This window comes from Pseudomonas sp. P116 (assembly GCF_020149425.1).
Lineage (GTDB): Bacteria > Pseudomonadota > Gammaproteobacteria > Pseudomonadales > Pseudomonadaceae > Aquipseudomonas > Aquipseudomonas anatoliensis.
Genome location: NZ_JACVHB010000003.1, coordinates 221,216 through 234,766 on the forward strand (window position 1 = coordinate 221,216; position 13,551 = coordinate 234,766).

General features: G+C 60.0%; 8 protein-coding genes. 2 read left to right on the top strand and 6 right to left on the bottom strand.

What is annotated here, in order from left to right; genetic code table 11:
• Positions 1–1,348 precede the first annotated feature (1,348 nt).
• The 6 genes from ICA15_RS11415 to pilG all read right to left on the bottom strand — a co-directional run bounded on the left by ICA15_RS11415 (position 1,349) and on the right by pilG (position 11,320).
• On the bottom strand, positions 1,349–1,819 hold the full coding sequence (locus ICA15_RS11415) for a chemotaxis protein CheW (protein WP_210553476.1): 471 nt from the start codon (positions 1,817–1,819) through the stop codon (positions 1,349–1,351).
• Positions 1,812–7,724 (bottom strand): Hpt domain-containing protein, encoded by a 5,913-nt coding sequence (locus ICA15_RS11420; RefSeq protein WP_210553475.1) that lies wholly within the window; start codon positions 7,722–7,724, stop codon positions 1,812–1,814. The genes ICA15_RS11415 and ICA15_RS11420 overlap by 8 nt, the downstream gene beginning before the upstream one ends.
• Before the next feature lie 11 nt (positions 7,725–7,735).
• A complete protein-coding gene (locus ICA15_RS11425; protein ID WP_150601966.1) occupies positions 7,736–9,796 on the bottom strand; it encodes a methyl-accepting chemotaxis protein in 2,061 nt (686 codons plus the stop codon).
• Between the two features lie 143 nt (positions 9,797–9,939).
• Positions 9,940–10,479 (bottom strand): chemotaxis protein CheW, encoded by a 540-nt coding sequence (locus ICA15_RS11430; RefSeq protein ID WP_210553474.1) that lies wholly within the window; start codon positions 10,477–10,479, stop codon positions 9,940–9,942.
• A gap of 10 nt (positions 10,480–10,489) precedes the next feature.
• On the bottom strand, positions 10,490–10,855 hold the full coding sequence (gene pilH / locus ICA15_RS11435) for a twitching motility response regulator PilH (protein WP_150601968.1): 366 nt from the start codon (positions 10,853–10,855) through the stop codon (positions 10,490–10,492).
• Positions 10,856–10,915: 60 nt separating this feature from the next.
• The gene (gene pilG, locus ICA15_RS11440; protein WP_116028398.1) at positions 10,916–11,320 is read right to left on the bottom strand and encodes a twitching motility response regulator PilG; all 405 of its coding nucleotides are present in this window, start codon (positions 11,318–11,320) and stop codon (positions 10,916–10,918) included.
• Positions 11,321–11,545: 225 nt separating this feature from the next.
• Between pilG and gshB the strand changes: the two genes are divergently transcribed.
• Positions 11,546–12,517: a glutathione synthase gene (gene gshB / locus ICA15_RS11445; RefSeq protein WP_210553473.1), complete on the top strand. Its 972-nt coding sequence runs from the start codon at positions 11,546–11,548 to the stop codon at positions 12,515–12,517.
• Positions 12,518–12,624: 107 nt separating this feature from the next.
• On the top strand, positions 12,625–13,524 hold the full coding sequence (locus ICA15_RS11450; protein WP_210553472.1) for an energy transducer TonB: 900 nt from the start codon (positions 12,625–12,627) through the stop codon (positions 13,522–13,524).
• The last annotated feature ends 27 nt before the right edge of the window (positions 13,525–13,551 follow it).

A 13,551-nucleotide genomic window follows, 5' to 3' on the forward strand; every position in this document is an offset into this window, starting at 1 on the left:
GCTTGGCGTAACGATTCATGCCCAATCGCAGGTGTTAATACTCAATTACTACGCAGCCCCGTGACCCAGCCGCTCCTTTGAGTCCGGCATGCCCAGATTGAGAACTTGTGTTGATCTCGCCGCCTCCACCCCCTGTACCACCTTTACCAGCGTCGCACGCAGCAGAAGGGGCCGTGCCGCCATTACCGGAAGTCTGTGAACCACCATTCAAGCCACCGTTCTGCCCTCTTTCTCCGTTGACAGGAGTGCAGCTAGCCGACGTTGAAGAACTCATACTTCCGCCCGTGCCGCCTTGGCCTGGAGTATTACTGACCCCACCTGTACTTCCTCCTGCCCCACCTCGGCCCCCGCTAACTGCAAAATTACTGAAGGTGTCGGAAGGATTACCGGGCCGATCATTGGAAAATCCGAGCGGACCGCCCGGAATGTTAGTTACTGCCACAGAACTAGTATCGCCGTCATTACCGGAAGTGCCAGCTTTACCAGTACTACCTGCCGCGCCCTCTTCCCCACCACGACCAACATATAGATACAAGGCTTCATTAGGGTTTACATTAACGGTGCACACCATACTGCCGCCTGCACCACCGCCACCGCCCCCCGCTCCGCGCCCTTTGAGAGCGAAATCAAAGGCACCTCCGCCACCGCCTCCACCGCCGCCTGCACCAATTATGGTAAAGGTAAGCTGCGTGACTCCTCCCGGAGGTTGGAAGACATAATCGCCGACCTCGTTATAGATCTTCGTGGCCGCATGAACAGATGTGATTCCAAACGCGGCGCAAATACCCACTGCGCAAGTAAGACAGATTGCTGGCTTCATGATGAGAGTCCTTTATCGATTGGTACAATATCCCCAAGGATAAAAACCATTACGTATCCATTCGGGAATTCGCGGTGCTACGCCCTCGACACTAACGCGAAGTCGACAATTTGGAACCTGTAAGAAATGACAGTCCATAATAGTTTTTTGGAATAATTTTATTTTTTTTAGGATGATTAGGCATATCTCTAAATACTTCTAGAAAGAAGCAGGCGCTAATCAGTTCCTTCTACTGTGTGCAAAAAGTCGAGCCCACAAAAAAGCGCTTTCTAACCATTACGGTATGGCAGCGATTTTTTCTGTTCAGGGATCAATGGAAGACGTGGCAAGCCCAACATAAAACCTGTAGGAGCTGTCGAGTGAAACGAGGCTGCGATCTTTTGATCCTCAGCATCGAGATCAAAAGATCGCAGCGTGCCGCAGCTCCTACAAGGGGTTGTATGCCTCACAACATTTCGGGTAGGACTCGGGCAATGTGGGAGCTGGCTTGCCAGCGATGGGGCCAGTAAGGGCACAGCGAATCATGGATCAGCGGACCAGGCCAGCCTCCACCAACAACCTCTCCAACCCCAACAAATCCGGCACCTTCGCCACTTGCTCGCCGACCTGCACCGCCGCCTGTTCCAGCGCACACAACGGCACGTCGACATAGCTCAACTGGCTATCGAGCTTGTAAGAACGCGGAATCCCCTGCACCAGCAGGGCAATGAACTTCAGCTCCGGCAGCCCGCCCAGCGCATTGAGAATCACGATCCGCGCCCGCTCGCCAATCACGATTTTTTGCCCGCAGGCGGACTCGAAACTCAACAGAGGAATCTGTCGCTCGCGCCACGTCACTCGCCCCAGATACCACGGTGGCGTATCCAGATCGAAGGCGCTAGCCTGATAGTCGATCAGCTCGGCCACCGCCACGTTGGGCAGGATCAAATTGCGATCTGCAAGCGGCAGCAGCAGCCCCGTGAGTTGGCTGGTGCGCGCGTTGTGCCGGCGCTCATACATGCTTCTTGCTCCAGTGGGCAATGCTTTCGAGCAGCACCGATTCCTGATACGGCTTGCCGAGGTAGTCGTTGACGCCGATGGCCATGGCGCGGTCGCGGTGTTTCTGCCCGGTGCGCGAGGTGATCATGATGATCGGCAGGTGTTGCAGGCGTTCGTCGTTGCGCACCTGGGTCGCCACTTCGAAACCATCCATGCGCGGCATTTCGATGTCGAGCAGCATCAGGTCGGGCATGTGTTCTTCGAGCAGGAGCATGGCGTCGACGCCATCCTTGGCGGTCAGCACGTTCATGCCGTGACGTTCGAGCAAACGGCTGGTGACCTTGCGCACAGTGACCGAGTCGTCGACCACCATCACCAGCAGCGGTTTCTGCGGTTCGCTGTCAATTTCCGGGAGCGTCGGATGCTGTCTGATCCGCGCCTGCATCGCGCGAATCGGCGCCAGCAAATCAAGAATCAGCACCACCCGACCATCACCGAGAATCGTCGCGCCGGACACGCCCTGCACCGCCGCGAATTGCGCGCCGAGGCTTTTCACCACAATTTCGCGAGTACCTGCCATGGCATCAACCTGCACCGCAATGTGCCGGTCGTTGTAATGCACCAGCAGTACCGGCAACGGCAGGTTCTGGCCAAGCAGTTTCGGCCGTGGCGCAGTTTTCAGCAGCTCACCGAGATAGCACAACTCATAACGTTGACCGCCGTATTGATAAGTCGGCGGGTCGAGACGGAAATGCCCATCAAGGTCGTTCGGCAAGACGCGGACGATGCCTTCAATGGTGTTCAGCGGAATCGCGTATTGATCCTCTGCGCACTGCACCATCAACGCGCGATTGACCGACACCGTGAACGGCAAACGGATGCGGAAATGCACGCCCTGCCCCGGCACCGAGTCGATGCTCATGCTGCCGCCGAGTTGGCGGACTTCTTCGTGAACCACGTCCATGCCGACGCCACGCCCGGAAATCTGAGTGATTTTTTCGGCGGTGGAGAACCCCGGCTGAAGGATGAACTGCAGCACGTCGCGGTCGCTGATCTCGGCGTTGGGGGCCAGCAAGCCACGTTTTATTGCCTTGCGCCGCACGGCTTCCAGCGGCACGCCAGCACCATCGTCGCGAATGTCGAACACGATGTCGCCACCCTCGCGCGACAGGTCGAGGCTGATCTGTCCTTGCGCCGGTTTCCCGCAGGCCAGGCGCACCTCGGCAGATTCCAGACCATGGTCGACGGCGTTGCGCAGCATGTGTTCCAGCGGCGCGGCCATGCGTTCGAGGACGTTGCGATCCATCTCGCCTTCGGCATTGCCGACGACGAACGCAACGTCCTTGTTCAGCTCTTCAGCCACCTGACGGACGATGCGTTTGAGGCGCGGCAACATGCGTTCGAAAGGCACCATGCGCGTACGCATCAGGCCTTCCTGCAATTCGGTGTTGATCCGGCCCTGTTGCTGCAACAGGTTCTCGGCGTCGTGGTTGCGACGGTCGAGGGTTTCCTTGAGGTCGAGCAAGTCCGAGGCGGATTCGAACAGCGCTCGCGACAGTTGCTGCAATTGCGAATGGCGGTCCATTTCCAGCGGATCGAATTCTTCGTAACCGAGGCGCTCGGCGTCGACCTGCTGCCGGCTGAGAATCCGCCCCTGGGTTTCGGTGTCGAGGCGGCGCAATTGATCGCGCATACGCTCGATGGTGGTTTCCATTTCGTTGAGCGCCACTTGCGCGTCGTTGACTTGCTGTTCGATACGCCCGCGGAAAATCGAGGTTTCCCCGGCCAGGTTGACCAGCTCGTCGAGCAATTCGGCGGAGACCTTGACCATGTCCGCGCTGGCGTCGACGGCAGTCGGCGCGGTCTCGATCTTGACTGGCAGAGGCAACGGCGGCGGGGTTTCCAGCGTCGCTGGATGACTGAAATTCTGAATCGCATTGATCAGCCGGTCCGCCGGCGGGCACGCTTGCCCGGCGCGCACGGCATCGAGCATTTGCGCCAGTCGGTCATGCCCGCGCTGGACCAAGGCGAACAACTCGGTCGACGCTTGTAGCGTGCCGGCGGAGAGACTTTCGTAAAGGTATTCCAGCTCATGGGCAAGGTCGCCGATCGGGCCGATCTCGACCATCCGCGCGCCGCCCTTGAGGGTGTGCAGATCGCGCAGCAGGGTTTCCACTTCCTGACGATTGCCCGGTTCGGCCTGCCAACGCAGCAGCGCGGCGCCGGAGTTTTCGATGATGTCGAAACCTTCTTCGAGGAAGATTTCCAACAACTCCGGATCATGCGCGGCGCCTTCGTGTTCGGCGGCCGGTTGCGCCGTTTCGACAGTGGCGGACGAACCTTGGCGAAACTGCCGGATCGCCTCAATCAGAGCCTGCGCCGGGTTCAGCGGTTGATGGTTTTGCAGCTGTTCAAGTTGTAACGCCAAAAGGTCATGACTCTGGTGCAGCAGCCCGCCAAGCATTTCGTTGTGGCTGTAGCGACGATCGACCAGACCTTCGTAAAGGCTCTCCAGCTCTTGGGCCAGATCGCCAATGGCTTCGACTTCAGCCATCCGCGCGCCACCCTTGAGGGTGTGCAGATCGCGCTGCAACGAGGACAGCGGCGCGACGTTGTCCGGGTCGTTCAACCAGCGCTGCAAGGCTTGCCCGGCGCTGTCGAGAATGTCCACGGCCTCTTCGAGAAAGATCTCGACGATCTCGTCGTCCGGCGAAGGAATAGACGTGGATTGCGCAAGCTCTGCGGTCGCGGCGCCCAGTTCGCGGATGCTCAAGGTGCGGCTGCCGTCGCTGCGGATCAGGCCCATGGACGAAGGATCGAGACTCTCATCGAGCAGGTCGTGCAATGCACGAATGCGCGCAGGCTGCGGCGTGACTTCCTGGCCGGCGGCCAGTTCGTCGAGCATGTTGATCAGTGCTTCGTGGGCGTTCTGCGCCTCGTGGAAGAACCGGTCGCTGACCGCCAGGCTGCTTTCTTCCACGGCGCCATACAGGTCGAGCAAGGCTTCGCACAACACATCGACCGGCAGCAGATCCGCCAGGTGCGCGCCTTCACCGAGGGTGGTCAGTTCATCCAGCAGCGCGCTCAATTCTTGCCGTTCGCCGGGGTGTTGCTGCCAGCGCTGCAAGAGGCTTTCGGCGTCGAGCAGGATGTCCATGCCTTGCGCGAGGAAGTTGTTGATCAGTTGCGGATCACGCTTGATCCGCAGGCCGGTGTTCGGCGCATTGAGGATCGATTCCAGACGCTCGGCGAGCAGCGCATCGGTGCGTTTGATCAGTGACTGCGCGCCGACAATCGGCGCCAGCGGATCATGCTTGAGCTGACGTAATCCGACACGGAACAGGCCCTCGGCTTCGAGGAGCAATTCCACTTCATCGAGGTCGAGCGGCAGTTGATGCGCCTTGAACTCTCGGGCCAGTTGATCGAGCGGCGCGGCCAGTTCGGCAATCGGCAACACACCCGCCATCGACGCGCTGCCCTTGAGCGTATGCAAGGCGCGCTGCAGTTCGTCGCTGGCTTGCAGCGGCACGTGTTCAGCGGCCTGATCGAGAAAGCGATTGAGGCTGGCGAGATGGGTTTCGGCTTCGTTGCGGAAGATCTCCAGCAACAACGGATCGAGCGCCGCGACGTCATCAACGTCCTCGGCGGCCAGCGGTTCGTCGCCCTTGGCCAAAGCATGGGCGCGCGCGGCGAGTTGATCGACATCGCTGCGCTGACGCTGGCGATTGGTGGCGAATTCGCTGATCAGTTCCGGCAGCAACAATACCGTGTCGGTCAGCAGTTGCTGGACCACCGAGCCGGGTTCGACGCTTTGTTCCAGCACGCGGTTGAGCAGGTTTTCCACGGCCCACGCCAGTTCGCCGAGAATCAGCGCGCGCACCATGCGACCGCTGCCTTTCAAGGTGTGGAAGGCGCGGCGCAGTTCGGTCAGCGCGGCATGATCCTGCGGATTGGCTGACCAGCGCGGCAGGTATTCGTGAAGGGCATCGAGAACCTCGTCGGTCTCTTCGAGGAACACTTCGCGCAGTTCGTCATCCACCGGCTCTTCATCCGCCGGTGGCGGCATCAGGCTGCCGGGCGTGATCCGCGCGGGCGGGTTGAGCACCGACACCGGGCTGGCCAGGACCTCGGCCAGCGACTGCACGACTTCAGGATCGTCCAGCGCCTGTGCGTCCTGCATCACCAGTGCTTCGCTGGGGCTGAGCACGTCGTCGAGCACCGGTACAGGTACCTCGCCGGGCTGCTCGCTGGGAAAGAAACCGAGGCTGGCGAGGCTCTTCTGGGCGATATCCAGCAGTTGCTCGCCGGGCGCCAGCGGATCGTCGGTCAAGCGTTCCAGATAGTACTCAAGACTGCTGATGACATCGGCCAGATTGTCCAACTGCTCCCAGCCCGGTTCATGCGGATCGAGCAACAGATGTTCGCGGATAAAACCGTTGCAGGCCTCGACCAGACTCGCCGCGCGGGCGAGCGGAATCATCGCCAGCGCCCCACGCACCTGAGTGAGCAGCTCCGGCAGCGGTTGCAGGTGCTGGCGGTCCCAGTCAGCGTCGATGTAGTCGACGATCATGTCCTTGGCCTGTTGCAGGCAGATGCGTGCTTCCCTGATCACGATCTGATGGATCTGCGTCAGGTCGGTGGTCGGCAGGCGCGCGTCTTCCGGACTTTCCGGTTCGACGGTGCCGACCATTCCGGCCAGGGTCGCTTCGACGTAGAGCAAGGCACCGGCGACGTCCATCAGAACGGCGTCGTTCGGTTCGCGCTGGCCTTGGGCGATGCTCAAGACCACCGCCAGTTGATCGATGATGACTTTGCGCGGCTGGCCGAAGCCGAGCACTGCCAAGGTGTCGGCGATCTGCCGCAGCGGCGCCAAAAGACTTTCCAGATCGGACGTATGTTGGCGGTCGCTGCGCACGAACAGGTCCAGCCGCTCCTTGACCCGCACCAGTTCTTCGCACAGCGCCGCCAGCACCGAGCGCATCGCATCGCGGTCGGGACCGGCCAGGCGCGCGCGTTCTTCGTCGACCATCGCGCTGTCGGGCAAGGCATCGTCCAGCGAGTAGCGATCTTTCATGGTCAGCATCTGCCCGGTGGGATGTTCGGCTTTGGCAATATAGAACAACAGGCTTTTCAGCAGCTCTGCCGGCGGCGGTTGATTGAGCCCGTGCAGGCCTTGTTCGAGCAGGCGCTTGAGCTCTTTGTCGGCATCCTTGAACAGGCTGCGCAGCGCCGGGCTGTTGGCGATCACCCCTTCGCGCATGCCTTCGACCAGCGCCGATGCGACTTGCCACAACGGACTCAACGGCGCATCGCCGCTCAGTGCTTCGAGGCGGCTGAAGACCTTGGCCAGATAATCGAGGTGAGTGTGATCATCCTGCTCGCGCAGCAACCCGACCAAAGCCATTTGTAGCATCTGACGCAACTTGCGCAGTACGTTCGGCAGTTCGGCCGGCTCCAGCAGCACCAGCGCTTCTTCACTCAGCGGCGCCAGTTCCGGCAGTTGCGGGCTGAACAGGCTGGTTTCCGAGAGCAGGCTTTCACCACGGGCGCTGCGCAGATCATTGATCAACGGCAACACCACCAGTGGCAGATCGCGACGGGCGTTCTGCACACGGTCGAGGTAAATCGGCAATTGCCCCAAGGCTTGCAGCAACAGGTGCAAAGCTTCGTCACGATGGCTGACGCGCTCGTGCTGGAGGGCTTCGACCAGATGCTCCATTTCTTCGGCGAGCAACGCCGCGCCGTAGAACTCGACCATCTGCAAACTGCCGTGGACCTGATGGATGTAATCCAGGCACTCGTCGAGCCCGGGAAAGGCCTGCGGATCATCGAGCACGGCTTCTATCGCCTGATGCGCCTGTTTCAGCGTTTCGGCAATTTCGCCTTTGACCCACTCGAGGGCCACATAGTCGTGCCGATCACCCATAACCGCTCCAATCACACTTTATCCGTCGCCGACGCGGATGCCGCCGGCAAGGTGAAACCGGACACCGAACGGCGCAACTGACTGGCCATTTTCGCCAGGTTGCCGATGCTTTCGGCGGTGGCCGTGGAGCCGGACGACGTCTGCGACGTGATCTGCTGGATCACGTTCATGGTCAGGGAAATCTGCCCCGCCGAAGACGTCTGCTGCTGCGCCGCGTTGGAGATGCTTTGAATCAGCGCCGCAAGGGTCTTGGATACGCCTTCGATTTCTTCCAGCGCCACACCGGCATCCTGCGCCAGTCGCGCGCCGCGCACCACTTCGGTGGTGGTCTGTTCCATCGAAATGACGGCTTCGTTGGTGTCGGTCTGAATCGCCCGCACCAGGGTTTCGATCTGGCGCGTGGCGGCAGATGAACGCTCGGCCAGACGCTGCACTTCGTCGGCGACCACCGCAAACCCGCGCCCGGCATCCCCGGCCATCGACGCCTGAATGGCGGCGTTGAGGGCGAGGATGTTGGTCTGGTCGGCAATGTCGTCGATCAGGCTGACGATGTCGCCGATTTCCTGAGACGACTCACCCAAGCGTTTGATGCGTTTGGCGGTGTCTTGAATCTGTTCGCGAATGTTGTCCATGCCGTGGATGGTGTTGTGCACCACCTCGTTGCCCTTGTTGGCGATTTCCACGGAACGCTCGGCCACCGCCGAGGATTCGGCAGCGTTGGCCGACACCTGATCGATGGACTGGGCCATATCGCTGATCGCCGTCGAAGCTTCGGAAATCTGCTGGGCCTGATGTTCCGATGCTTGCGCGAGGTGCATGGCAGTGGCCTGGGTTTCCTGCACGGCGGCGGCGACCTGGCCGGCGGTGAGGTTGATGGTCGCCACCAGATCGCGCAGTTGGTCGACGGAATAGTTGATCGAGTCGGCAATGGTGCCGGTGAAGTCTTCAGTCACCGAAGCGGTCACGGTCAGGTCGCCGTCGGCAAGGTCTTCGATTTCGTCGAGCAGACGCATGATCGCGTTCTGGTTGCGCTCGTTCTTTTCCGCGGTTTCGCGCAGTTGCCGATTGGTCTCGCGCACCATTACCAGACCGATGAGGATGATCGAGGCCAGCGCCAGCAAGCCAAGCACATAGCCACCGATGGTGTCGGTGCTGCGCCCGCCAGCGAGGTTTTCGAAACCGTTGGCCAGGTGCGAGGCTTCGTCGAGCAGGGTTTGCGAGAGGCTGAAGATGTTGCCCGCTGATTCACGGACCTTGAACAGCTCCGGTGAGGTTTCGAGGATTTCATCCACTGAGCCGGAGACGAACTGAAACAGCTCGGAGATTTCACTCAAGCGCGCACGGGCATCGCGGTCTTCGACCTGGCTGATTTTCAGCGCTGAGTTGCCTTGGAGCATGCCATTGAGCACCTGACCGAAACGCGTGGCATCACGGCCAAAGGCATCGGCGGCTTGCTGCGAATTTTCGTCGCCGGCGAGCACGGTGTTCACCGCGCCGAGGATGCGTTCAGCCAACAGCGACTGACGCTGGGCCATCGCCACTTGCGCTGCGGGAGCGCCGCGTTGAAGAAGGATTTCGACGACTTTTTCGTATTCGATCTGCAACTGCGGGACGGTTTCGGCCAGGGTAGCGGCGACCTGATGCAGCGACAGCACGGTCTGTTCGCTGGTGAGAATGGCGTCGGTGTTTTTCAGCAAGCGCTCCCAATCGAGCTGCACGGCGCGCATTTCCGGACGCACGGTGGACGGCGCCGGCGGCAGGCCGGTGACCGGGTCACCCTTTTTCAGGTAACCCCAGCGCTGGGCGAAATCGTTGCGCGCGTCACTCAGCAATTTGAACGCGGCAGCCTTGCCGGCGGCGGCTTCGGTGGCGTTCTTGGCGATGCGTTGCGAGAGCACGCGCAGTTCACCGGCATGGCCGATGTACTGTTTATCGTAATTCGCCTGGGTGTTGAGGTAAGCGAAGTTGGCGAACAGCAGCATGATGAACACGATCAGTGCGATAAACAGCACGATGATCTGCGAGCGACTGCGCGATCCTTCTGCTGACTTGCCTGTTTTTGCTTTTGTCATCGGTCCTCGCCTGTTTGAAGCTCACCGAAGAACCTGTAGGAGTGAGCCTGCTCGCGATTGAACGATAACGCGGTGTACTTGATACACCGCGGTGCCTGAATCGCGAGCAGGCTCACTCCTACAAGGGATCTCTGTTGTTGCGGTTATATCGCTACGCTCATGAACACCGGGGATTTCGCCAGCGCAAACAAACTGAACACGCGCCAGTTCTGTTCGCGCCGGAAATAGCCTTTGACGAACTCGGCCTTCGAGCCCTGGCGCTTGCTGATCGAAATCGGTTCGAAGCTGTCCTGCTCGAAGTGCTGCAAGCCGATCACTTCATCGACCATCAACCCGGCAAACACATCCTCATGCTCGACCACCAAGACCCGTCGCTGTTTGCGCAGCGGCGACAGTTCATGCCCGAAAAAACCGCACAGGTCCATGATCGGCAGCAAGCGCCCACGCAGGTTGGCCACACCCTTGACCCACGGTTTGACTCCGGGCAATTGGGTGAAGCGCGGTTCGTGCAGCACTTCGCTGACTTCGCCCATCGGCGCGACATACCAGTGCTCGCCGAGGCGAAAACCAATACCGCTCCAGCGATCCTGGCGCGCCGGTTGCGACGGCAGGTCCGCCGCCAGCAAGCGGCAGCGCTGGTCGATCTGCCAGAGCAGTTCGAACGCAGTCAGTGTTTCGCTCATGGCTGCGCGATCAACCGTTCAGCACGTTGTTCAGGGTCTTGATCAGGGTGTCTTCGTCGACCGGTTTGGTCAGGTAGTCCTTGGCGCCCTGGCGGGTGCCCCAGACCTTGTCGGTTTCCTGATCTTTGGTAGTGATGATGATCACCGGGATGTGCCCGGTTTCCGGATCCTTGGTCAACTGCCGGGTCGCCTGGAAACCGTTGAGGCCGGGCATGACGATGTCCATCAGCACCGCATCGGGTTTTTCCTGACGGGCCAGTGCCACGCCGTCGGCGCCGTTTTCGGCTTTGAGCACTTGATGGCCGTGCTTTTCGAGCATACCGGTCAGTTTGTACATTTCAGTCGGCGAATCATCGACGATCAGGATACGTGCCATGGTCTTCCCCATTTTTCTTGTCGACACCTGGCCCGCTGGCCGAGCGTCTCAGTGCGTTTCTTACTGCGGCAAAACGGCGGCGAAGCCCGGAACATGGGCCTGGATCGCGCTGAGCAGCTCTTCCTTGCTGAACGGCTTGGTCAAAAATTGATCGGAACCGACAATCCGCCCCTTGGCCTTGTCGAACAACCCGTCCCGGGACGACAGCATGATCACCGGCGTGGCCTTGAACGCACTGTTGTTCTTGATTAAAGCGCAGGTCTGATAACCATCCAGACGCGGCATCATGATGTCGACAAAAATGATCCCGGGGTGGTTGTCGGCGATCTTCGCCAAAGCGTCGAAACCGTCGATTGCCGTGATGACTTCGCAACCGACATTCTTCAACAAGGTTTCGGCGGTACGGCGAATCGTTTTCGAGTCGTCGATCACCATGACCTTCAAGGCGCTGGACTGCTGTTCCATAAGAGGGCTCTACCGTCGCCTTTGCGAATCAAATTGTCCGTTTTGCTATCAGTAATGGCCGGAAACCCTTGATGTTCAAGGGCCGGCACTGCATGGCAGCCTTTTTAGCACAGTCTCCAGATGCAATCTATCGACGGGTTTTCCCTTGACCGAAAACCCTGCCGGCGCCACTCTGGCGGCACTTTTTTCATACCGATCCGGTAGCCAATTTTCGAGGAAAACCCAATGAGCGTTCGCGTCGGGATTGTCATGGACCCTATCGCCAGCATCTCCTATAAAAAGGATAGCTCGCTGGCCATGCTGCTGGCAGCGCAGAAGCGCGGCTGGGAACTGTTCTATATGGAACAGCGTGACTTGTATCAGGGTGAAGGTCAGGCGCGGGCGCGCATGAAGCCGCTGAAAGTCTTCGCCAACCCGGAAAAATGGTTCGAACTGGACGCCGAGCAGGACAACCTGCTGAGCGATCTGGACGTGATCCTGATGCGCAAGGATCCGCCATTCGACATGGAGTTCGTTTACTCCACCTACCTGCTTGAACATGCCGAAACTGCCGGCGTGCTGGTGGTCAACAAGCCGCAGAGCCTGCGCGACTGCAACGAAAAGCTGTTCGCCACGCTGTTCCCGCAGTGCACGCCGCCCACCGTGGTCAGCCGCCGCGCCGATGTGTTGCGCGAATTTGCCGCGAAACACGGCGACGTCATCCTCAAACCGCTGGACGGCATGGGCGGCACTTCGATTTTCCGCCACCGCGCCGGCGATCCGAACCTGTCGGTGATTCTGGAAACCCTGACCGCACTTGGTGGCCAGCAGATCATGGGCCAGGCCTATCTGCCGGCGATCAAGGACGGCGACAAGCGCGTCCTGATGATCGACGGCGAGCCGGTGGATTATTGCCTGGCGCGGATTCCGGCCCAAGGCGAAACCCGTGGCAACCTGGCGGCTGGCGGTCGCGGTGAAGCCCGTCCGTTGACCGACAAGGATCGCTGGATCGCAGCTCAAGTCGGCCCGACCTTGCGTGAGAAAGGCCTGCTGTTCGTCGGCCTCGACGTGATCGGCGAGAGCCTGACCGAAATCAACGTCACCAGCCCGACCTGCATCCGTGAAATCGACAACGCCTTCGGCACTGACATTGGCGGGATGTTGATGGATGCGATCGACAAGAAGCTGCAAGCGGCCGGCAAAAAGCCGCAAGCTTGATGCACGTCACATGCAGCTTGTCGCTTGAAGCGTGAAGCCCAAGGCGTGAAACCAACATTGCGTTATGATGCGCAGCCTCTGAAAAGCGCGATGTTGGTTTTTTTGTCATGACCCTCCCGTCCGATCTGCCCGCTGAACTCGCCCATCGTGGCGTGCGCCCGGCCGATCGCCTCGGATTTACTCTATTCCTCGCCGCGCTGATTCATTTGGCGCTGCTGCTCGGCGTCGGCTTCACGATGGTCGAGCCGAAACAGATCAGTAAAACCCTGGAAATCACTCTCGCCACCTTCAAAAGCGAGAAGAAGCCCGAGAAGGCTGACTTTCTCGCTCAGCAACATCAGGAAGGCAGCGGCACGCTGGACAAGAAGGCGATCCCGAAGACCACCGAGATCGCGCCGTTCCAGGACAATCAGGTCAAAAAAGTCACGCCACCTCCGGCCGCCAAGCCGCAAGTGCAGGAAGCCGCGCCCAACGCTGCCGTGACTACGGTTGCGCCGAAGCCGAAAAAGGCGCCGACCAAAAAAGAAGAAGCCAAGACTGAAATCAAACCGTCGGTCGACGCGCCGACGTTCGACAGCTCGCAGCTGTCCAGCGACATTGCCAGCCTCGAAGCGGAACTGGCCAAGGAACAACAACTGTACGCCAAGCGCCCGCGAATCCATCGCTTGAGCGCCGCTTCGACCATGCGCGACAAGGGTGCCTGGTACAAGGACGACTGGCGCAAGAAGGTCGAACGCATCGGCAACCTCAACTACCCCGAGGAAGCACGACGCAAGCAGATCTACGGCAATTTGCGCCTGATGGTGTCGATCAACCGCGACGGTTCGCTGTATGAAGTGCTGGTGCTGGAATCGTCCGGCCAGCCGCTGCTGGATCAGGCCGCGCAGCGCATCGTCCGACTGGCGGCGCCGTTTGCACCGTTTACCGGGGATCTGTCGGATATCGACCGACTGGAAATCATCCGCACCTGGAAATTCGCCCGGGGCGACAAGCTGTCCAGCAATTAAGAGCAAGATCAAAAGATCGCAGCCTTC